At 69.3% G+C, this 20,743-nt stretch carries 15 protein-coding genes; 9 read left to right on the forward strand and 6 right to left on the reverse strand.

The genetic code is table 11. The features are described from left to right. Positions 1 to 22: 22 nt before the first annotated feature. The 5 genes from M9917_RS07455 to uxaC all read right to left on the reverse strand — a co-directional run bounded on the left by M9917_RS07455 (position 23) and on the right by uxaC (position 6,509). A complete protein-coding gene (locus M9917_RS07455; protein ID WP_297252323.1) occupies positions 23 to 967 on the reverse strand; it encodes a threonine ammonia-lyase in 945 nt (314 codons plus the stop codon). After that, positions 964 to 2,676 (reverse strand): lysine--tRNA ligase, encoded by a 1,713-nt coding sequence (locus tag M9917_RS07460; RefSeq protein ID WP_297252325.1) that lies wholly within the window; start codon positions 2,674 to 2,676, stop codon positions 964 to 966. Before M9917_RS07460 ends, M9917_RS07455 begins: the two co-directional genes overlap by 4 nt. Before the next feature lie 88 nt (positions 2,677 to 2,764). Then, positions 2,765 to 3,592 (reverse strand): transporter substrate-binding domain-containing protein, encoded by an 828-nt coding sequence (locus tag M9917_RS07465; protein ID WP_297252327.1) that lies wholly within the window; start codon positions 3,590 to 3,592, stop codon positions 2,765 to 2,767. A 47-nt stretch (positions 3,593 to 3,639) separates the two neighbouring features. Then, positions 3,640 to 5,109, reverse strand: a complete 1,470-nt coding sequence (locus M9917_RS07470) for a mannitol dehydrogenase family protein (RefSeq protein WP_297252329.1) — start codon at positions 5,107 to 5,109, stop codon at positions 3,640 to 3,642. After that, a complete protein-coding gene (gene uxaC / locus M9917_RS07475) occupies positions 5,106 to 6,509 on the reverse strand; it encodes a glucuronate isomerase (protein WP_297252331.1) in 1,404 nt (467 codons plus the stop codon). The genes M9917_RS07470 and uxaC overlap by 4 nt, the downstream gene beginning before the upstream one ends. Positions 6,510 to 6,699: 190 nt before the next feature. On the opposite strand from uxaC, the gene M9917_RS07480 reads away from it, so the two are divergent. The 8 genes from M9917_RS07480 to M9917_RS07515 all read left to right on the forward strand — a co-directional run bounded on the left by M9917_RS07480 (position 6,700) and on the right by M9917_RS07515 (position 17,426). Then, entirely contained in the window at positions 6,700 to 9,078 is a 2,379-nt protein-coding gene (locus tag M9917_RS07480) for a DNA translocase FtsK (RefSeq protein WP_297252333.1), read from the forward strand. A 116-nt stretch (positions 9,079 to 9,194) separates the two neighbouring features. Further along, the gene (locus M9917_RS07485) at positions 9,195 to 9,665 is read left to right on the forward strand and encodes a MarR family winged helix-turn-helix transcriptional regulator (RefSeq protein WP_297252335.1); all 471 of its coding nucleotides are present in this window, start codon (positions 9,195 to 9,197) and stop codon (positions 9,663 to 9,665) included. Next, the gene (locus M9917_RS07490) at positions 9,658 to 10,908 is read left to right on the forward strand and encodes an HlyD family secretion protein (RefSeq protein ID WP_297252337.1); all 1,251 of its coding nucleotides are present in this window, start codon (positions 9,658 to 9,660) and stop codon (positions 10,906 to 10,908) included. The genes M9917_RS07485 and M9917_RS07490 overlap by 8 nt, the downstream gene beginning before the upstream one ends. A gap of 11 nt (positions 10,909 to 10,919) precedes the next feature. Further along, positions 10,920 to 12,467 carry a DHA2 family efflux MFS transporter permease subunit gene (locus M9917_RS07495; RefSeq protein WP_297252339.1) on the forward strand — a complete coding sequence of 516 codons (1,548 nt, stop codon included), beginning with the start codon at positions 10,920 to 10,922 and terminating at the stop codon, positions 12,465 to 12,467. A 142-nt stretch (positions 12,468 to 12,609) separates the two neighbouring features. Further along, a complete protein-coding gene (locus tag M9917_RS07500; RefSeq protein WP_297252342.1) occupies positions 12,610 to 13,605 on the forward strand; it encodes a sterol desaturase family protein in 996 nt (331 codons plus the stop codon). Continuing rightward, positions 13,602 to 14,732 carry a GNAT family N-acetyltransferase gene (locus M9917_RS07505; protein WP_297252344.1) on the forward strand — a complete coding sequence of 377 codons (1,131 nt, stop codon included), beginning with the start codon at positions 13,602 to 13,604 and terminating at the stop codon, positions 14,730 to 14,732. The genes M9917_RS07500 and M9917_RS07505 overlap by 4 nt, the downstream gene beginning before the upstream one ends. A gap of 206 nt (positions 14,733 to 14,938) precedes the next feature. Beyond that, positions 14,939 to 16,312, forward strand: coding sequence for a GumC family protein (locus M9917_RS07510; RefSeq protein ID WP_297252346.1), 1,374 nt, complete (start codon positions 14,939 to 14,941; stop codon positions 16,310 to 16,312). Positions 16,313 to 16,316: 4 nt separating this feature from the next. Beyond that, on the forward strand, positions 16,317 to 17,426 hold the full coding sequence (locus M9917_RS07515) for a glycosyltransferase (RefSeq protein ID WP_297252347.1): 1,110 nt from the start codon (positions 16,317 to 16,319) through the stop codon (positions 17,424 to 17,426). Positions 17,427 to 17,440: 14 nt separating this feature from the next. On the opposite strand, the gene M9917_RS07520 is transcribed toward M9917_RS07515, so the two are convergent. Next, positions 17,441 to 19,336, reverse strand: a complete 1,896-nt coding sequence (locus M9917_RS07520) for a heparinase II/III family protein (protein WP_297252349.1) — start codon at positions 19,334 to 19,336, stop codon at positions 17,441 to 17,443. A 110-nt stretch (positions 19,337 to 19,446) separates the two neighbouring features. Between M9917_RS07520 and M9917_RS07525 the strand changes: the two genes are divergently transcribed. Continuing rightward, positions 19,447 to 20,688 carry a glycoside hydrolase family 5 protein gene (locus M9917_RS07525; RefSeq protein ID WP_297252351.1) on the forward strand — a complete coding sequence of 414 codons (1,242 nt, stop codon included), beginning with the start codon at positions 19,447 to 19,449 and terminating at the stop codon, positions 20,686 to 20,688. Positions 20,689 to 20,743 lie beyond the last annotated feature (55 nt).

Genomic DNA, 20,743 nt, shown 5'->3' on the forward strand with positions numbered 1-20,743 from the left:
AAGCCCGCGTTTCGGGCGGCGTTCAAGCCGGCATGCAGCCATCCGTGCCGGCGCCGCAGACCAGGGCGCAGATTCTTTCCCCGCCCGCGAGCGGAACGCGCCCCGACTGGAGCGCGGCCAGCGCCGCCGCGCCCGAGAGGTCGGCGGCGATGCCGCACTCGAACCAGAGCGCTTGCGCCGCTTCCTGCATCGCGGCGTCGGTGACCAGCACGATCTCGTCGACGTTGCGCGCGACCGTCTCGTAGATCGCCGGCTCGGTGCGGCGGCAGGACATGGTGGCGACGCGGCTGTCCAGCCGCTCGAGCGTGACGACGCGGCCGGCCTGAAGGCAGGCATGCAGCGTCGGCGAGCCGACCGGCTCGATGCCGATGATCCGCGCCTGGGGCCTGAGCGCCTTCACCGCGGTCGACAGGCCGGCGATCAGCCCGCCGCCGCCGATGGCGACGAGGACGATGTCGACATCCTGCATGTCGTCGAGGATGTCGAGGCCGAGCGTGCCCTGGCCGGCCACGACGGCCGGATCGCCGAAGGGGTGGGCATAGGTCGCGCCGGTCAAGTCCGCATGCGCGAGCGCCGCGGCGTTGGCCTCGTCCCAGACCGTGCCGACGATGTGGAGCTCAGCGCCCCAGTCGCGGAGCTTGGCGATCTTGTCGGGCGCCACGTTGGACGGCAGGAAGATCGTGGCGGTAACGCCGAGCACATGGGCCGAGCGGGCGATGGCGAGGCCGTGATTGCCGCCCGAGGCGGTGACGATGCCGCGCGCGAGCTCGCCCCGCGACAGGGTGAGCAGCCGGTTCATCGCGCCGCGCGCCTTGAAGGAGCCGGCGGCCTGCAGCGATTCGAGCTTCAGCGTGACCTGGCCGCCGAAATCCGGGCCGCGCGTCCTGGCATAGGCCAGCGTCGGCGTGCGGCGGATATAGGGCGCGATCCGCTCGCGGGCGGCCCGGATGTCGCCAAGGGTGATCACGAGCCCGCCTTGCGCGCGCCGAGGAAGGCCGCGTGCTTGCGGACGAGGCCGCCGGCCAGCGCCTCGGCGATCAGGGCCTGCGTGCCGGTGAGCCCGTAGATCGCGGCGAAGGAGCCGAAGCGCGGCCCCTGATCCTCGCCGAACATCACCTGATAGATCGCCTTCCACCACTCGCCCGAGACGCCCGGCCGCTCCGGCGTCGCGTTCCTGGCGGTGAGGTTCTGGTAGCGCGGGACGGCGCGGGCGACGTCCAGCGCCGCGTCCTGCACCATCTCGGGCGTCGCCTGCGCCGGCAGCGCGGCGATGGCGGCGGCGAGCTTGGTGAAGGCGTCGCGCTCGACCTCGTCGGCCGGACGATAGCTCTTGGCAGGCTTCACGAAGTCGCGGAAATAGGCGATCGCATAGCCGGTGAGCGCATCGAGCCGCGGGTGGGTTTCAGGCGAGATCCCCGGCGCATAGCGCTGGAGGAAGCCCCAGAGCACGGCCTTGTCCTCGGAATTCGCCACGGCGACGAGGTTCATCAGCAGGCCGAAGGTCACCTGCGTCCTCGCCGCGTTCTCGCCTTCGCCCGAGGCGATCACCTCCGGCGCCGGGGGATTGCCGGCATGGATGTGCCAGACCGGGTTGCCGAGGCGATTGCGCCAGTCCTGCTTCTCGTAGCCTGAGAGGAACTGGAGATATTCGTCGATCGCGCGCGGGATCACGTCGAAATGCAGCTTCTTGGCCTCGCGCGGGCGCTGGAACATGTAGAGCGCCAGGCTCTCCGGCGGGCCATAGGTCAGCCAGTCCTCGATGGTCAGGCCGTTGCCCTTCGATTTCGAGATCTTCTGGCCCTGCTCGTCGAGGAAGAGCTCGTAGTTGAAGCCTTCCGGCGGCGTGCCGCCGAGCGCACGCGCGATCTGCGAGGAGACCTTGACCGAATCGATCAGGTCCTTGCCGGCCATCTCGTAATCGACGCCGAGCGCGACCCAGCGCATCGCCCAGTCCGGCTTCCATTGCAGCTTGACGTGGCCGCCGGTGACCGGCGTGACGAAGCGCTCCTGCGTCTCCGGGTCGGTCCAGGCGATCGTACCGGCCTCGACATCGACCTCGTCGATCGGAACCTGCATGACGACGCGCGTCCTGGGATGGATCGGCAGGAAGGGCGAATAGGTCGCGGCCCGCTCCTCGCGCAGCGTCGGCAGCATGATCTTCATCACCGCGTCGTAGCGGGCGAGCATCTTCAGAAGCGTCGCGTCGAACTCGCCGGCGCGGTAGGCGTCGGTCGAGGACTTGAACTCGTAGTCGAAGCCGAAGCCGTCGAGGAAGGCGCGCAGGCGGGCGTTGTTGTGGCGGCCGAACGAGTCGTGCGTGCCGAAGGGGTCGGGCACCTCGGTCAGCGGCTTGCCGAGATTGGCGGCGAGCAGCGCCTTGTTGGGCACGTTGTCCGGCACCTTGCGCAGGCCGTCCATGTCGTCGGAGAAGGCGATGAGCCGCGTCGGGATCGTATTGCCGGTCAGCACGCGGAAGGCGTGGCGGACCATCGAGGTGCGTGCGACCTCGCCGAAGGTGCCGATATGCGGCAGGCCGGAAGGGCCGTAGCCGGTCTCGAAGACGACCGATTTCCTGCCCGATTTCTCGATGCGGGCCACGAGCTTGCGCGCCTCCTCGAACGGCCAGGCGGCCGAACGCTGGGCGGCGTCGACGAGGGCTGCGTCGAAGGCGGGCATGGGGGGCGGTGTCCTCTCCTGGGCGGGCCGGCGATATCGCTTATGCGAGAAGGGCTTTCGCAGATTGCGAAGGGCTGCGTCAATGCGCTCAATAAGGGCTGACCGGGAAGAAGCGCAGATAAAGGCGCGCATAGGTTCCCTCGTCCCAGAGACCCTGCAGCGCATAGTCGATGGCGCGTTTCAGGGCGGGATCGTCCTTGCGCGTGAGGAAGGCGACGCCTTCGCCGAAATAGCGGCTTTCCAGGTAAGGCCCGCCGGAGAAGGCGAATTCGCCGCCGCTGCCGGCGAGCGCCAGCGACAGGGCGACACCGTCGCCGAAGACGTATTCCGCCTCGCCGCTGCGCAGTGCCGCGATCGCCGCGGTGAGATCGGCGCTCTCGCGGCGCTGCACGAAGGGCATCAGCCGTTCGAGGAAAGCCTGGTGCGCCGTGCCGGAGACGACCGCGACGCGCCGGCCCTGCATTGTCGCGCCGTCGAGCGCCGGGCGGGCATTGCCGCGCGTGGTGACGAAGCGGGCGGGCGCCCGGAAATAGAGATGGCTCGCGGCGAAGCGCTCGCGCAGCGCCGGCGTCAGGTTCATCGCCGCGGCGATGACGTCGCCCCGGCCCTCGCTAAGCGCGGCGGGCAGGGTGTCGAAGCGGCGCGGCTGGATGGTGCAGCTCCAGAGGAGCTTCTCGCAGACGGCGCGCGCGAGCTCGACCGAGAAACCGGTCAGCGCCCCGTCCGGCCCGGCGAAATGGAAGGGCGGATAGTCGTCGTCGGCGAGGAAGCGCACGACACGCGGCGGGCCGGGCTCGGGCCGGTCGAGCCGGATGCGCGGGTCCCAGAGATTGGGGATGGCGACGCGCGGCTGGTCCTGCGCCAGGGCGGTCGCGGCGAGGAGGAACGAGACGGCGAGGGCGAGCGCGCGAAGCATCGGGCGCATCTGGCGCCGGATGGCGGCGGGGATCAAGCTCCCTGCCGTCAGCCCAGGCTCGCCGCCGTCGCCCGCGCGCCCCTGTCGAAGAGCGCGGCGAGATGCGCCGCGACCGGCCTGGTGAAGCGCTCCTCGCCGGGCAGGTCGCGCCCGAAGATCGCCTCGATGCCGGTGAGGTTCCGCATCAGCGCCTCGGCGTTGCGGCCGGCCGCCCCGGCGCGGCGCTGCAATTCCGCCGCCAGCGGATCGCGGACGTCTATGCTCGCGCCCTTTTCATCGATGCCGGTGACGTAGCGCATCCAGGCGGCGACGCCGAGCGCGAGATGGTCGATCGGGGCCCCTGCCTTCAGCCGGTCGCGGATCGTGCCGAGCAGGCGCTGCGGCAGCTTCTGCGAGCCGTCCATGGCGATCTGCCAGGTGCGGTGGCGGATCGCCGGGTTCTGGAAGCGGGCGAGCAGGGCCTTGGCGTAATCTGCCAGCGCGACACCCTGCGGGGCCGGCACGGTCGGGGCGATCTCGGCCCAGAGGCCGGCGAGGAAGCGGGCGAGGACGGCATCGCCGCTGGCCTCGGCAACCGTCTCGTGACCGGCGAGATAGCCGAGATAGGCAAGTGAGGAATGCGCCCCGTTCAGCATCCGAAGCTTCATGAACTCGAAGGGCGCGACCTCGCTGACCATCTGCGCGCCGACCTGATCCCATGCCGGGCGGCCGGCCGCGAAGACATCCTCGATCGCCCATTGCCGGAAGGGCTCGCCGATCACCGGGGCTGAATCGTCGAGGCCGATGAGCGTCGCGACCTCGGCGATGTCGGCCTCGGTCGTCGCCGGGACGATGCGGTCGACCATGGTCGCCGGGAAGGCGCCGTTGGCCTCGATCCAGGAGGACAGCCTGTCGTCGGAGAGCGCCGCGAAATCGCAGGCGAGGCCGCGCAGCACATGGCCGTTCGCGGGCAGGTTGTCGCAGCAGAGCGCGGTGAAGGGGCCAAGCCCCTCCTTGCGCCTGAGCCTGAGGCCGGCGACGAGGATGCCCACCGCCGAGCGCGGCGCGTCCGGCTTCTCGAGGTCGTGGCGGATGTCGGGATGGGCGGGATCGAGCCGGCCGGTCGCCGGATCGTGGCAATAGCCCTTCTCGGTGACGGTGAGCGAGACGATCCGGGTTTCCGGCGCGATCAGCCGCTTCAGCAAGGCGACCGGGTCCTCCGGGGCGACGAGAACGTCGAGCACCGCGCCGATGACGCGCAGGCCCGGTCCTTCGGGCGCGCGCTTCAGCAGGGTGTAGAGCCCGTCCTGGGGTTTGAGCCGGTCGCGCTGGTCGGGGCGCTTGAGGCTGGCGCCGAGGATGCCCCAGGCGTCGAAGCGCCGCTCCAGCGCGTCCTCGGTGTATTCGGCGAGATGGGCGCGGGCGAAGGCGCCGAGGCCGAGATGAACGATGCCGGGCGCGAGCCGCGCGCGGTCATAGGCCGGACGGCGGACGCTCTGCGGCAGCCTGGCGAGGGTCGAGGCGCAAAGGCGGGTCATAGCTTGTAGGCCTCCTTGGCGAGGCGATAGGCGAGGTCGTGCGCGACGTCCGCCGCCTCGTCCTCGTCGAGCCGGTGCTCGGCGACGAGCTTGGCGAGATAGGCGCAGTCGACGCGCCGGGCGAGATCGTGGCGGGCGGGGATCGAGAGATAGGCGCGGGTGTCGTCGTTGAAGCCGACAGTGTTGTAGAAGCCGGCCGTCTCGGTGGTGAGCTCGCGGAAGCGCAGCATCGCCTCGGGCGCATCGAGGAACCACCAGCCCGGCCCGAGCCTCAGCGCCGGGTAATGACCGGCGAGCGGGGCGAGCTCGCGCGAATAGGCGGTCTCGTCCAGGGTGAAGGCGATGACGGTGAGGTTGCGCTCATTGCCGAGGGCGTCGAGCAGCGGCTTCAGCGCCTCGACGTAACTGGTCCCGGTCGGTATGTCGGCGCCCATGTCGCGGCCGAAGGCGGCGAAGAGCGCGGGGTTGTGGTTGCGCCAGGAGCCGGGATGGATCTGCAGGACGAGCCCGTCGTCGAGGCTCATCTTCGCCATCTCGGTCAGCATCTGGCCGCGGAACAATTCGGCGTCCTTGGCCGAGACCTTGCCCTTGAGGATCCTGGCGTAGAGCTTCTCGGCTTCTGCATCCGAGAGGTTGGCGGTGCGCGCGGTCGGGTGGCCATGATCGGAGGAGGTGGCGCCGCGCGCCTTGAAATAGGCGCGCCGCTTCCGATGGGCGGAAAGATAGCCGGCCCAGGTCCCGATATCCTCGCCGGTCAGCGCGCCGAGCTGTTCGAGATTCTCGGCAAAGCCCTCGAACTCCGGATCGACCACGCCGTCGGGGCGATAGGCGGTGACGACCCTGCCGCCCCAGCCGGAATCGCGGATCATGTCGTGCCATTTGAGATCGTCGAGCGCGCCCTCGGTCGTGCTGATCGCCTTGATCCGGAAGCGCTCGAACAGGGCGCGGGGGCGCAATTCCGGCTCCTCGAGCTTGGCTGCGATCCGGTCGTAGATCCGGTCGGCGTTCTCGGCATTCAGCCGCTCGTTGACGCCGAATATGGTCGAGGCCGCGTGCTCGAACCACAGCCTGGTCGGCGTGCCGCGGAAGAGATGCCACCGGCTGGCGAAGAGCCGCCAGATCCTGCGCGGATCGGTCTCTACGGGAGCGCCGTCCTTGCGCGGAATGCCGAGCTCCTCGAGCCCGATCCCTTGCGAATAGAGCATGCGGAAGATGTAGTGGTCCGGCTTGACGAAGAGGGTGGCCGGATCGGGGAAGGGCTCGTTCTGCGCATACCAGCGCGGATCGGTGTGGCCGTGCGGAGAGATGATCGGCAGGTCGCGCACCCTGGCGAAGAGCCGCCGCGCGATGCCGCGCGTCACCGGATCGGCGGGGAAGAGGCGATCGTCGTTGAGCAGCATGGGCATCTCCATCGGTCGACGATCTCTAGAACCGCGCAGGGCAGGGGTCAATCATCTGGTATACTAGTGTGCAGGAGGTCGCTGCGTGCCGCCGTGGGACGGCGAGAGAGCGGGGGCTGGAACGGTCTCTTAACCCTGCCGGGCTAGGAGTTGGGCTCAGGTTAACGAAGCGTCGTGTTCGCCTAAGCCCATGCATAAACTGGATCGCCACCGCCGCGCGAACGCCGTCGCTTCCGAGGATCATCGCCTCGCCGCCCCGCCGGGCGAGCCGGCCGAGCTCTGGCCGACCTATGTCAGGCCCTCCCGCGCCGCAGAGGCGCAGCGCAGGCTTTCGCAGGCCGAAAGCGAGCTTGCTGCGGTTGCCAGCCGCGTCCGCTACTGGCGCACGCCGGATCATCTGATCCGGCAGGTCTGGGGAACGCCCGCTGCCGTTCCGACGGTCGAGGAGCCGGTCCCCGCCGAGGCGCCGCTCGACGATGCCGAGGCCTGCGGCGAGATGGCCTGCGAAGCGCCGGCGGAGGTTTTCGCCGCCCCGGAACAGGTGGCGGCGACCGCGCTCGATTTCATCTCCGATCACGCCTTCTGGGAATGCGTGCCCGCGGCCGAGCGCGACGATTCCGGGTTCGAGATCGGCACCGCCGCGCCGCCGGTGGCGGCCACCTTCGCCATTTTCGAAGAGCCGGCGCCCGCCTTGCCCGAAGCGAGCTTGCCCGAGGCCGCGTCGCCTGCGGTTTCGGCCGCGGTCGCGCCGCCCGCCTGGCCGGGGCCCGGCTGGGGGCAGGGCTATCGGGTGAGCGTCCGGATCGCGGCGCCGGCCTGGCGCGAGCCGGTGGCCGAAACGTGCCCGGTCGAGGACGAGCCGCCCGTTCCGGACGAGCCGGTGGCGACGGTCAAGCAGGGCGTGCCGCTGGCGCGCAGCACGCGGCCTCCGGTCGTGCCTGAGCCCGTCATGGCCGAGCCCGAGCCCGTCCCGGCGGAGCCCGCCCCCTTCAGGGCCGCGCCCCGCCTCGTCACGCTGCCCGTGGCGCAGGACCCCGGCTTCCAGTTGCCGCCGATCGAATTCCTGGCCGAGCCGCCCCAAGCGCAGGGCGAGGCGATGCCGGTCGAGACCCTGCAGCAGAATGCCGGCCTGCTCGAAGGCGTGCTCGAGGACTTCAATATCAGGGGCGAGATCGTCCAGGCCTGCCCCGGCCCTGTTGTGACGCTTTACGAGCTGGAGCCTGCGCCTGGGACGAAGAGTTCGCGTGTGATCTCGTTGGCGGACGACATCGCGCGGTCGATGAGCGCGGTCTCGGCGCGGGTGGCTGTGGTTCAGGGCAAGAACGCCATCGGCATCGAACTGCCCAACGCACGGCGCGAGACCGTCTTCCTGCGCGAGCTCCTCGCCAGCCAGGACTTCGAGACCACCCGCCACAAGCTTGCGCTCTGCCTCGGCAAGACCATCGGCGGCGAGCCCGTCATCGCAGACCTCGCCCGCATGCCCCACCTCCTCGTCGCCGGCACCACCGGTTCGGGCAAGTCCGTCGCCATCAACACCATGATCCTGTCGATCCTCTACCGGCTCAAGCCCGAGGAATGCCGCCTGATCATGGTCGACCCCAAGATGCTCGAACTCTCCGTCTATGACGGCATCCCGCATCTGCTCACCCCCGTCGTCACCGATCCCAAGAAGGCCGTCGTCGCCCTCAAATGGGCCGTGCGCGAGATGGAGGAGCGCTACAAGAAGATGTCGAAGCTCTCGGTGCGCAACATCGACGGCTTCAATGCCCGCGTCCAGGAGGCGAAAGCCGCCGGAGAGGTCATCACCCGCACCGTCCAGACCGGCTTCGACAGGCACTCGGGCGAGGCGATCTACGAAGACGAGGTCATGGACCTCGAGCCTCTGCCCTATATCGTCGTCATCGTCGACGAGATGGCCGACCTGATGATGGTCGCCGGCAAGGAGATCGAGGGCACGATCCAGAGGCTCGCCCAGATGGCGCGCGCCGCCGGCATCCATGTCGTGCTGGCGACGCAGCGCCCCTCGGTCGACGTCATCACCGGCACGATCAAGGCGAACTTCCCGACCCGCATCTCCTTCCAGGTGACGAGCAAGATCGACTCGCGCACCATCCTCGGCGAGATGGGCGCCGAGCAGCTGCTCGGCCAGGGCGACATGCTCTACATGGCCGGCGGCGGGCGCATCACCCGCGTCCACGGGCCCTTCGTCTCCGACGCAGAGGTCGAGAAGGTCGTGGCTCACCTCAAGACGCAAGGCCGGCCGCAATACCTCGACGCCGTCACCTGCGAGGACGAGGACGGCGCCGACGACGAGGGCGGCGCGGTCTTCGACAAGACCGGCATGGGCGCCTGCGACTCGGACGACCCTTACGAGCAGGCCGTCGCCGTCGTGCTGCGCGACCGCAAGGCCTCGACATCCTACATCCAGCGCCGCCTCCAGATCGGCTACAACCGCGCCGCCTCCATCATGGAGCGCATGGAGAACGAGGGTATCGTCGGGCCAGCTAACCACGCAGGCAAACGCGAGATCCTCAGGGATGGCGGTCCCTTGCGCGACGACGAGGATTGAGCGGCGGCCGGGCGCTCAACCCGTCAGAACAGGAACCCCTGAAATCTCTCTCCCGCCGGCTGAGGATCCGCATTGACGCGCCGCTGATCTAAATTATATAGATGCTTATGATCAGCATGCCTAAGGCTCCGCCCCCGACCGTGGGATTCCTGCTGCACGACGTCGCGCGCCTGTTGCGCAAGCGCTTCGAGCAGCATGCGCGCGATTCCGGGCTGACCCGCTCGCAATGGCAGGTGCTCGCCTATCTCGACCAGAATGCCGGCATCCAGCAGGGCGCGCTCGCCGAGCTGATGGATGTCGAGCCGATCACGGTGGGGCGCATCCTCGACAAGCTCGAAGGCTGCGGCCTGGCCGAGCGCCGGGCGCACGCCACCGACAGGCGCATCTGGCAGCTCTACCTGACCGCCAAGGCCCAGCCGAAGCTCAAGGAAATCCGCGCCATCGCCGAGATCACGCGGGCGGAGGCCTTCGGCGCGATTCCCCCGGCCGAGCGCGAGCAGCTTCTCGCGACGCTGGGGCAGATGAAAACGAATCTCACAGCCGCCTGCCAGAAGCCGGTGGCCGAAAGGCGGGTCCGCAATGGATGACGCAGCCAGGAACACGGAATCGGCCGCCCGCCGGGAGGCGGGGCCCGGCTCCGCGGGCGGCGGGGCGGAGATCCGGCCGTTCGAGCCCAAGACCTCGCCCCGGGGCGGGGCGGTGGCGAAGGAAGGACCGGATGCCAAGGCCGATATCCCCGCGCCGGCTGCGCCCGCCGCCAAGCGGCGGCCTCGGCGCGACCGGACGCGCCGGCTGCTCTTTTCGCTCATGCCGATCGCGCTGATCGCCGGCGGCTATACTTACGTCACCGGCGGGCAGGTGATGACGACAGACAATGCCTATGTGCAGGCCGATATCCTGGGCATCTCGACCGATGTCGCCGGCGTCGTCGGCGAGATCGACGTCCGCGACAACCAGGAGGTGAAGGCCGGCGACGTGCTGTTTCGCCTGGACGACAGGCCGTTCCGCTTCGCGCTGGAGCGGGCCGATGCCCAGCTCGGCGTGGTCGGCAACGATCTCGAGGCGCTGAAGGCGAGCTACAAGGGCATGCAGGGCCAGATCGAGCAGGGCCATACCGACATCGCCTTCTATGAGACTGCCTTCAAGCGCCAGCAGGATCTCGCCACCAAATCGGTCGCCTCGCAGGCGACCTTCGATCAGGCCAGGCACGATCTCGACGGCGCGCGGCTGAAGCTCGCGCAGCTCGAAAGCCAACTCAGCGGCATCGCCGCGAGCCTCAACGGCAAGCCCGACGCGCCGGTCGCGGAGCATCCGCGCTACAGGGACGCGGTCGCCGCGCGGGCGGAGGCCGAGCGCCAGCTCGACCATACGACGGTGCGCGCGCCGATGAACGGCATCGTCACCAACGTGCCCTCGCTGCAGAAGGGCCAGTATCTGGAGGCGGCGACCAGCGCCTTCAGCCTGGTCTCGACCGGGCATGCCTGGATCCAGGCCAATCCGAAGGAGACCGAGCTCACCTGGGTGAAGCCCGGCCAGACGGCGCGGATCCATGTCGACACCTATCCGGGCGTCGTCTGGACGGGCACGGTCGACAGCATCAGCCCGGCCTCGGCGGCGAGCTTTTCGCTCTTGCCGGCGCAGAACACCAGCGGCAACTGGGTCAAGGTCGTGCAGCGCATCGCCATGCGGGTGAAGATCGACACGCCGGCCGAGGGGCCGCAATTGCGCTCCGGCATGAGCGTGACGCTCGAGATCGACACCGGCCATGCGCGCGGCCTGCCGTCCTTCGTCACCGACATCCTCGGCACGAGCAAGGCCGGGAACGGCTAGAGAGGCCCGCCATGGCCCGCGCAGCCGCCACGGCCCCGATCGTCGCCCATCGCGGCGCCATCACCGCCTGCGTGATCCTGGCGGTGATCATGCAGGCGCTCGACACCACCATCGCCAATGTCGCGCTGCCCTATATCCAGGGCAGCGTCTCGGCCAGCGCCGACCAGGTCAACTGGGTCCTGACCTCCTATATCGTCGCGGCGGCGATCATGACGCCGCCCTCCGGCTTCCTGGCGGCGCGCTTCGGCCGCAAGCGCGTGCTTTCGGTCGCGATCATCGGCTTCGTCGTCGCCTCGATCCTGTGCGGGGCGGCGCAGTCGCTGCCGCAGATCGTCGGCTTCAGGCTGCTGCAGGGGATCTTCGGAGCCTCGCTCGTGCCGCTCTCGCAGAGCATCCTGCTCGACATCTACACGCTGGAGGAGCGCGGCTCCGCCATGGCGATGTTCGGCGTCTCGGTCATGGTCGGGCCGGTGCTGGGCCCCGTGCTCGGCGGCTGGCTGACCGAGAACCTGTCCTGGCGCTGGGTGTTCTACATCAACCTTCCGCTCGGCATCCTGGCGCTGGCCGGCGTCTCGATCTTCGTCACCGAGACGAAGGCCGGCACGCTCAACCGGTTCGACTGGATCGGCTTCGGCGCGCTCAGCATCGCGATCGGGGCGCTCCAGCTCTTCCTCGACCGCGGCGCCCAGCTCGACTGGTTCGATTCCCCGGAGATCCTGATCGAGGCGGCGGTCTGCGCGGCTGCGCTCTACGTCCTTTTGGTGCACACCTTCACGGCCGAGAACTCCTTCATCAAGCCGCGCATGTTCCTCGACCGGAACTTCAATGTCGGCCTGATCTTCATCTTCATCATCGGCATCTGCTACCTCGCCTCGCTCGCGCTGCTGACGCCCTTCCTGCAGACGCTGCTCGGCTATCCGGTGGTGACGGCCGGCATCATCATGGGGCCGCGGGGCCTGGGCACGATGGCCTGCATGTTCATGGTCGGGCGGCTGATCGGCAAGGTCGATACCCGCTTCCTGCTCGGCGCCGGCTTCCTGGTCAGCGCCTGGGCGATGTACGACATGGCGAGCTGGACGCCCGACGTCTCGCAGGGCCGCATCATGCTGACCGGCTTCGTCCAGGGCGGGGGCCTCGGCCTGCTCTTCGTGCCGCTGACGACCGTCACCTTCGTCACGCTGCCGGCGCAGTATCGCGGCGACGGCACCGGCCTCTACAACCTCTCGCGCAATATCGGCTCCAGCGTCGGAATCTCGCTGGTCAGCTATCTCCTGACCCGCAACCTCCAGGTCAACCATGCCGAGATCGCGGCCTACGTCACGCCCTTCAACCGTCTCTTGGAGATGCCGGCGATCAGGCATGCCTGGGACCCGACGACGCTCGCCGGGCGCGCGGCCCTCGACGAGGTCATCACCCGCCAGGCGATGATCATCGCCTATGCCAACGACTTCAAGCTCCTGATGATCCTCTCGCTCGCGGCCCTGCCCTTCCTCGTCCTGCTGCGCACGCCGGGCCGGCAGGCCGCGCCCACCGGCGACCACGCCGTCGTCATGGAATGACGAAGCGGCCGGCGCGGCTCGAATAGCCCGCGATTTCGGCGAAAGGGATCACGTTGGATTCATAATCGTCGGCTATGGTGAAATCATCGCCGGCCGACGAGGATCACAGCGTAGATCCGCCGCTGAGATATCAAGGACTGCCATGTTTTCCGAAATTCTGAACAAATTCATTACCAAGCTATACGCTATCGATTACGTCACGCCGTTTCTTATCCTGGCGACGGCGCTGGTCTGCGCGGCGATCGTCTATCTGCGAAAGGTGAAAGACAAATCCTTCCGCGATTTCTTCGACTTCATGTTCCCGGAGGAGATCATCCTGCATCCGTCGGCGCGCGCCGACGCCATGTTCTGGGTCACCAAGAAACTGTTGATGCCGTTGCTGCTCATCCCGGCCGGCGCCACCTTCGTTGCCGCGGTCGGCTATGCCACGAACCGCGCGATCAGCTGGGGCTTCGGCATCGAAGGGCCCTTGATCGAAGGCCCGCCCGGCCCGATCACGCTCGTGATCTTCACCGTGACCATGCTCCTGGCCTACGACATCTCCTATTATCTCTATCACGTCGCGCAGCACCGCTATCCGTTCCTGTGGGAGCTGCACAAGGTGCATCATTCCGCCGAGGTGATGGTCGGCATCACCAAGGATCGCGTGCATCCGCTCGACGATCTGATGAACCGGATGTGGGACGGGGTCATTCCGGGGATCTGCTTCGGCGTCTGGAGCGTGATCGCGCTCAATCCGGTGGAGGTCGTCGTCTTCGGCCTCAACGTCTATGTCCTGCGCAACATCCTGATGATGGATTTCGTGCGGCATACCCATCTGCCGATCTCCTTCGGCCCGCTGGACAAATATGTCCTGTCCCCGCACTGGCACCAGGTTCACCACAGCGTCGACCCGCGCCATTACGACAAGAATTTCGGCCTGCTGCTGTCGATCTGGGACCGGTTCTTCGGCACCTCCTATGTTCCGGACCCCGACGAGAAGCTGAAGTTCGGGCTCGTCGACCGGGATGTCCGTGACTATCAGTCGCTGGCGGGCCTCTACATCCTGCCGCTCAGGAAGATGTGGCGCCACATCGCCCGCCGGTTCCGGCGGCGGCAGGCCGATGGCGGGCAGGCCGGGGACGCGGCCTCGTCATGAACGTGCGCGCATCGCCCGGCGGCACGGCCGCCGAGCGCCTGGAGATCGTCGAAACCGCCGACGGCCTCGCCGCGCTCGCCGAGCCGTGGACGCGGCTGTGGCGGGATTGCGGGGCCCTCGTCTTCCAGAGCCATGGCTGGATTTCGGCCTGGTGGGGCACGATCGACGATCCGCGGCGGAGCGCGCTGCGCATCGGCCTCGTCTGGCGCGGCGAGCGGCTGGTCGCGGTCCTGCCGCTGGCGATCACCCGGCGCAAGGGCCTGCGCTTCCTCGAATGGGCGGCGATCGCCCATTCCGATTACGGCGACCTGATCCGCGCTCCTGACTGTCCCGAAGCGGCGCTGGACAGGCTGTGGGCGCTGGTCTGCGCGGCCGGCGGCTTCGATCTCGCCTTCGTCAACCGGCTCCAGCCGGATGCGGCGGCGTGGCGCCTGTTCGATCCCGGCAAGGCCCATCCCGTGCGGCTCAGGCCGAACCACAGGCAGGAGATCAGCTCGCGCATCGCCGGCGGCTGGGAGAGCGGGGCGGCGTGGCTTGCCGGCCACCCCAAGAAGACCCGCCAGAACTATCGCCGGGGCATCAAGATGCTCGAGGAGGCCGGCACCGTCGCCTTCCGCCTGCTCGGGCCCGAGGAGCCGCTCGATCCCGTGCTGGAGCGGCTTTCGGCCCTCAAGCGGCAATGGCTCGTGAGGAATGCGCGCAGCTCGGTGCTGTTCGACGACGGGAAAGCGGCTCTGGAGGCGCTGGTCGCCGTGCTGGCGCGTGCCGGCGTGCTGCGTCTCTTCGTCATCGAGGTGAACGGCACGGCGGTCGCCATCTCGGTCAATTTCGTCGAGCGCGACACGCTGATGGCCTGGGTGACGAGCTATGATCCGGAATTCGCCCGCGCCTCGCCCGGCACGGTCCTGATCTTCGACTATGTGCAATGGGCGATCGATCACGGCCTTGGCGGCGTCGACCTGCTCTGCGGCGGCGAGGCCTTCAAGGACAAGCTCGCCACCGAGGTCGTTCCGCTGCGCTCCCTCATCGGCGCGGGCTCCGCGAAAGGCGCGCTCGCGCTGTTCGTGGACGGGCTGCGCCGGAGATTCGCGGGCTTCTCCCGCCGGGGAGCGGAGATCGACTGTTAACGATGTTTCCGCGAGGCGGCCGCGGATGATGCGGAATGATAAGGATTGGCGCGCTAGCTGAGGGTCCGATCGTCCCCTCAGCGGCGGTCGCGAGACGTGGCCTATACGAAAAGATCGGACATGCGAACCGTCCCGAAGGAGCAAGATCACCATCGCGCGCGCCGGCCGTGGGACGTGGCCGCCTGCCTGTCGTCGCGGCGGTCGTGATGTCGGCTGCATCCGAACGCGACGCGGTGACGCTCGACAAGATCGGGGCCTTCCTCGAGCTCGACTTCCGGCGCCTGTCCGTCTGGCTCAGGGCCGGCCTGCGCCTGGCCTGCCTGCTTGCCGTGATCGGTGCGATCGCGGCGGGCGCCTATGCGCTCATGGCCGAGCGGCGCTACACGGTCACGACCGATATCCTGATCAATCCGGCCAATCTCCAGGTCGTCCCGAACGATCTCTACCCGTCGGCGAACCAGCCCGACGGCCAGGTGCTCAGCACCCGCAGCAAGCAGCGCATCCTGACCTCGGGCAGCGTCCTGTCGCGGGTGGTGCAGGCGCTGAATCTCGCCGAGGACCCCGAATTCGTCGATCCCGGCCGCAGCGGCAGCGCCGAATCCGATCCGAAGCTGACGGCGCTCAAAAGCCTGGCGAGGCGGGTCGATGCCGAGGCGGACGAGAAATCCTTCGTGACGACGCTCTCGGTCTCGGCCACCAGCGTCGACAAGGCGCTCCTGCTCTCGCAGGCGATCGTCAAGGCCTTCCAGGAGGAATTGGCCGAGACCGAGGCCTCGGGCGCCGGGCGCGCCGCGGCAGCGCTCGACAAGCGGTTGGACCAGCTCAGGAAGGACGTGCAGAAGGCCGAGCAGAAGGTCGAGGCCTATCGGCGCGACAACGATCTCGCCGCCAGCAACGGCCAGCTCGTCTCCTCGCAGAAGCTGACGCCGCTCAACAACCAGATCATGGAGGCGCAGTCGCGCGTCATCGCCGCGCAGGCGAACCTCGACGCCCTGGTCGCCTCCGGCGCCGGTGGAACCTATGTCTCCCCCGATGTCTCGGGCGCGCTGATCGCGCTGCGCGAAAGGGCCAACAGCCTCAAGCAGCAGCTCGATTCGCAAGCCATCACCTTCGGCGCCCGCCACCCCTCGCTGCTCAGCCTCAAGGCGGCCTACGAGACCACCAATGCACAGCTCAAGGCGGAGTTTGCCCGCCTCGTCGCTTCGGCCAGGCTCGAGCTCGACAAGGCCAAGGCCTCGCTGAACTCGCTCAACGCCCAGATGCTCGACCTCAAGGGCAGCGTCTTCAGCGACAACGATTCCGAGGTCGCGCTGCGCGAGCTGCAACGCGACGCCGCCGCGAAGACCGCCGTCTACGAGAACTTCCTGGCGCGGGCGCGGCAGATCACCGAGCGCGAGCAGATCGACACCACCAACGTCCAGGTGATCTCGGCCGCGGTGCCGCCGCTGAAGCGCGCCTGGCCGCCATCGGCCGTCATCCTGATCGGGCTCGGCGCGATCGCCGGTTTCGGGCTCGGCCTGTTCCTGGCGATCGTCCGGGGCATCGCCGGCGACATGCGCCTGCCGCCCGGCCGGCCCTAGGGCCATGGCGAAGCGGATCGTCTTTCATATCGCCAGCCTCGGCGGCGGCGGCGCCGAGCGTGTCTTCGTGCTGATGGCCAACGAACTGGCGGCGCGCGGCCACGACGTCACGCTCTTCACCTGGAACGCCCAAGGCCCCAACGCCGCTTTGCTCTCGGGCTCGGTGCGGCTCATCGATTTCGGCCTGCCCGTCCGGGAGGGGGGCTACGGCAAGGCGGCGACGCTGAAGAGCACGCTGCGCAGCGCGCGGCTGCTGCGCCGGCTGCGTCCCGACGCGGTCTACAGCGCCCCGGAATTCGCCAACCTCGTCATGGCGCTGGCGCTGATGCTGGCCCGCAGCCCTGCGCGGTTCTTCCCGAGCTTCCATGCTGCCGCCGCCCTGTCCTCCGGCAAGGCCGGGGCGAAGCTGGCCAAGCTGCTCTCCCGGCTGGTCGCGGCGCGCGCGACCACGGCCATCGCCGTCTCGCAAGGCGTCGCCGCCGATCTTGCGGCGCTGGGCTTTCCCGCGTCCGGCATTGCCGTCATCCACAATCCGCTGCCGCCGGCGGCAGCGCCATCCGGGCGCGGCCATGCCTGGCGCGGCGCACTTCAGGCCATGGGCGAGGGCCCGGTCGTCGCCACCGCCGGCCGCCTCGTCCCGGTCAAGGACCACCGGACGCTGCTCGAGGCCTTCGCGATCCTGCGCGCCCGGCGCCCGGCCCGCCTCGTCGTCTTCGGGGACGGGCCGCTGGCGGGGGAACTCAGCGCCTTCGCGGCGGATCTCGGCATCGGCGCGGATGTGCTGTTTCCCGGCTATGTCGACGACCCCGCCGCCTGCTACGCGGATGCCGATCTGTTCGTCCTGTCGTCGACGAGCGAGGGTTTCGGCAACGTCCTGATCGAGGCGATGGCCGCCGGCGTCCCCGTCGTCTCGACGGATGCGCCCCATGGTCCGCGCGAGATCCTCGCCGATGGCCGCTTCGGCGCGCTCGTGCCGGTCGGCGACGCTAAGGCGATGGCCGCGGCGATGGAGGCCATGCTCGACCGGCCGACGCCGACGGCCCTCCTGTCGCTCAGGGCAGGAGACTTCACGGCCGAAAAGATCGGGGACCGCTACGAGGCTCTGCTGGGGTAAGGCGTGAGTGCCGGTCAGGCGAGGACGAGCCGGATCGTGACCCCTTCCTCGCCGACCTCGCCACGCCAGGCGAGGCGCGTCGCCGGCTCCCGGACGCCGAAGCGCGGCGAGACCCAGCCGCCCTGGCCCGGCCTCTCGCCCCCGGCCCGCATCGCGATGGCGGCATCGGGAAAGCGGATGGTCATGATCGCCCGCCCGCCGCGCGATAGTGTGACCGCGCTTCCCTGCTGGCTCGCGGCGATATCGGCGGCGAGCTGGAACACGATCTCGGCCGTCCGGCGGCGGCCGAGCAGCCGGTCGGTCACCACGATCGCGTCGCCGTCGCGGGCGAGGCTGCGCTGATGCAGGACGCCGAAGCGGCCGCGATAGCCGTCGTGCCGGGCCGATAGCCTCCAATGCGTGCCGGGCTTGCTCTCCACCAGGGTAGCATCGGCCTTGTGCGACCAGTTGAACGGCCCCGACGCGATGCTCTGGCTCGCGCCGTCGAGGTTCAGCGTGTTGTGCGCCGGGGTGGAGCGGAACCAGTCGCGCCACACGCCTCCCGAGCCGTAGAGCCAGGTGCCGGGATCGACCAGCACGGGATCGCCGTCGATGCACAAGGTCAGCGACAGCGCGTCGGCATGGCCATGGGCCGCGATCGCGAGATAGCCGAGCGGGCCGTGGTCGAAGGTCAGCGCGACGGCGCGCTCCTTCATGCTGCCGCGCCAGATCGAGAGGCCGCCCCGCTCGAAGCTGCGCAGCCCCTCGGGCGCCGGGGCCGGCTGTGGCGGCGCGCCGAAGACGAGGGCGCGGATATCGCCGGGCTCGGGCGCCTCGCCCGGCAACCGCAGGAAGCCGTGAATGGCGGCTGCGACCGAGCGGACATAGCCGTCCTCGGCGCCAAGCGTCAGCAGGCGCCCGTCGTCATCGTCGCCGAAGCGTCCGCCCCGGGCGGGGAGCCAGGCGACGAAGCCCGCGAAAGCGGCGAGCCGCGCCGTTGCGGAAGGCGGGAACGGCTCGCCGGCCTGTTGCGCCGCCGCCGCGCACAGCAGCATGGCCTCGGCGGTGAAGGCCGCATAGCTCGGCGTCTGCTCGGCGCCGGTGCCGTCGGCAAGGATCTGCCTGTCGAGCTCGGCGAGCAGCGCCTTGCGGACGGCATCGGTCCTCGCCCCCAGGCTGAGGCCGATGAGGTATCGCCCCGCAAGCTCGGCGACGAGATGGTTGTTGGCCGAGGAGAACAGCGAGGGAAACCGCGCCAGCCAATAGGCGCTCGCGGCCAGGATCTCGCCCGCCTTGCGGCCTGTCGCCGGGTCGAGCCGGTCGCCCGCGAGATCGAGCGCGACGATCAGGCTGGCGGCCCTGAGCGCGACCTCGATGCCCGACGCCCAGCCGACCCCGCGAAACGGCGGGTTCCCGGCGTGCCAGCTCTCGATCGCCGCTTCGATGCTTTCGCGGCAGCGCTCGCAGCCGGTCAGGCGCAACTGGGCGGCGAGCGGCAGCAGGAACTGCAGCCGGTTGATCTCCCAGACATATTTGATGTCGCCGCGGCTATCTCCCGGTCGCAGGTCGATGTCGAAGGTATAGCTCTCGGCGCCGGGCCAGAGCGCGCCCGTCGCCGGGTCGAGGCGCCAGATCCGCGGCGGGAAGAGCCGGCCGGGCTCGCGCGGCGGCCAGCTCTGCCCCAGCGCCGAGAAACGGCCCGCGAGCACGCCCTCCGCGGCCTCGGCGATGGCCTGGCGCTGCGCCGGGGTCGCGGCGGAGACTTTCTCCCGCAGTTCGGGAAGGACGGGGACGAGGTCGGGTGCGGCGTGGCGCCGCCAGCCGTCGTCGCGGTTTCGCGAGGCGATCCTGCGGCGCTGCTCGCGCAGGCGGTGAAGGATTTCGGCGGACCCCATGCCGCGCAGGCGGTTCGCATACCAGCCGATCCTCATGCGCGCTCCCAGGGGCAGTGTCGCTGACGGGTTGCCGCCGAAAGCGTGGGGCGGCAAGCTTTCTTTTCGAAACCGGGGGTTGCCATCCCGACATGGCGGAAAGAGGGACGATGCGCAAAGCCGTCTATGCCGTGGTTTGCGCCGTGGGCCTGATCGGCGCCGCCGTGGCGGAGCCGATTCCCCTGCGGCACGGCGTCGGCGTGCATGGCTGGCTCAACTGGTCGCCCGTCGAGAAGGACGGCTCCTACCGCTGGCCGCCCTATCGCGACGAGCGGGAATGGCTCTCTGACGGCCGGCCGCTCAGCGACTGGCCGACGAGCGACCCCTTCGCCCTGATCCGGTCGCTCGGCTTCGATTTCGTCCGCCTGAGCGTCGATCCGGGGCCGCTGCTCGCCAGCGAAGGCGACCGGCGCCGGCAGGCGCTGGAGCGGCTCGGGGCCGCGGTCGAGCGCATCGCCTCGGCCGGGCTCAAGGTGGTCTTCGATCTGCACGGCGTCGCCCAGGTCCCGGCCTACGGCATGGAGATGATCGCCGGCGGCGCCGACAGCGACGGCGTGCGCCGCTACCGCGCGATGGTGGTGGAGGTCGCCGCGATGCTCTCCCGCATCGGCGCCGGCAAGGTGGCGCTCGAGCCCTATAACGAGCCGGCCTACTACCCCTGCCCGTCGGGCGGGAAAACCGACTGGCAGCGGATCATGAGGGAGACCGTCCGCGACATCCGCAGCGTCAGCCGCGAGCTGACCGTCGTGGTCACGGGGGCCTGTGGCGGCGAGGTCGCCGGGCTCGTCGATCTCACCCCCGATTTCGACGATCCGAACCTCTATTACAGCCTCCATATGTACGAGCCGCACAGCTTCACCCATCAGCGGCCCGAGGGAAGGGGCCTCTTCGCCTCGGGCCTGCCCTGGCCGGCCAGGACCTCGACGCCCGAGGCGGTCGCCCGCGCGCTCGACCAGCGCATGGAAGCCGCGGGCTTGAGCATCGCCCAGCGCAAGCTCGAGACGATGGCGGCGCGCAAGCGGATCGCGCGCTATTTCGCGCAGGATTGGGGGCTGGCCCAGCTCACGGCGCGCCTGCGCCAGGCGGTCGACTGGGCGCAAAGCCACGGCATCCCGTCCCGGCGCCTGTTCATCGGCGAATTCGGCGCGATCCGGATCTCGGCCGATGGCCGCGCCGGCGCGTTCGACGCCGACCGCCTGCGCTACCTTCAGGCCGTGCGGGAAGAGGCCGAGCGCTTCGGCATTCCGTGGGCGATCTGGGAATTCTCCAATCCCTACGGCATGTCGGTGATCGAGCCTGAGGGGCCGGCGGTGCCGGACCGGGCGATGCTGCGGGCGCTGGGCCTGCCATAGCCCCGCGCCCCCGGGCGAGTTGCTTAAGATTTCCGTGGCAAACTGCACGGCAACG

Source organism: Bosea sp. (in: a-proteobacteria), assembly GCF_023953965.1.
Classification (GTDB): Bacteria; Pseudomonadota; Alphaproteobacteria; order Rhizobiales; family Beijerinckiaceae; genus Allobosea.

What these genes read in the sequence shown, in the direction of transcription:
- M9917_RS07460 (WP_297252325.1), bottom strand. Translation starts at nt 2,676, where the DNA reads ATGCCCGCCTTCGACGCAGCCCTCGTCGACGCCGCCCAGCGTTCGGCC.
- M9917_RS07465 (WP_297252327.1), bottom strand. Translation starts at nt 3,592, where the DNA reads ATGCTTCGCGCGCTCGCCCTCGCCGTCTCGTTCCTCCTCGCCGCGACC.
- M9917_RS07470 (WP_297252329.1), bottom strand. Translation starts at nt 5,109, where the DNA reads ATGACCCGCCTTTGCGCCTCGACCCTCGCCAGGCTGCCGCAGAGCGTC.
- uxaC (WP_297252331.1), bottom strand. Translation starts at nt 6,509, where the DNA reads ATGCTGCTCAACGACGATCGCCTCTTCCCCGCCGATCCGGTGACGCGC.
- M9917_RS07480 (WP_297252333.1), top strand. Translation starts at nt 6,700, where the DNA reads ATGCATAAACTGGATCGCCACCGCCGCGCGAACGCCGTCGCTTCCGAG.
- M9917_RS07485 (WP_297252335.1), top strand. Translation starts at nt 9,195, where the DNA reads ATGCCTAAGGCTCCGCCCCCGACCGTGGGATTCCTGCTGCACGACGTC.
- M9917_RS07490 (WP_297252337.1), top strand. Translation starts at nt 9,658, where the DNA reads ATGGATGACGCAGCCAGGAACACGGAATCGGCCGCCCGCCGGGAGGCG.
- M9917_RS07495 (WP_297252339.1), top strand. Translation starts at nt 10,920, where the DNA reads ATGGCCCGCGCAGCCGCCACGGCCCCGATCGTCGCCCATCGCGGCGCC.
- M9917_RS07500 (WP_297252342.1), top strand. Translation starts at nt 12,610, where the DNA reads ATGTTTTCCGAAATTCTGAACAAATTCATTACCAAGCTATACGCTATC.
- M9917_RS07505 (WP_297252344.1), top strand. Translation starts at nt 13,602, where the DNA reads ATGAACGTGCGCGCATCGCCCGGCGGCACGGCCGCCGAGCGCCTGGAG.
- M9917_RS07510 (WP_297252346.1), top strand. Translation starts at nt 14,939, where the DNA reads ATGTCGGCTGCATCCGAACGCGACGCGGTGACGCTCGACAAGATCGGG.
- M9917_RS07515 (WP_297252347.1), top strand. Translation starts at nt 16,317, where the DNA reads ATGGCGAAGCGGATCGTCTTTCATATCGCCAGCCTCGGCGGCGGCGGC.
- M9917_RS07520 (WP_297252349.1), bottom strand. Translation starts at nt 19,336, where the DNA reads ATGAGGATCGGCTGGTATGCGAACCGCCTGCGCGGCATGGGGTCCGCC.
- M9917_RS07525 (WP_297252351.1), top strand. Translation starts at nt 19,447, where the DNA reads ATGCGCAAAGCCGTCTATGCCGTGGTTTGCGCCGTGGGCCTGATCGGC.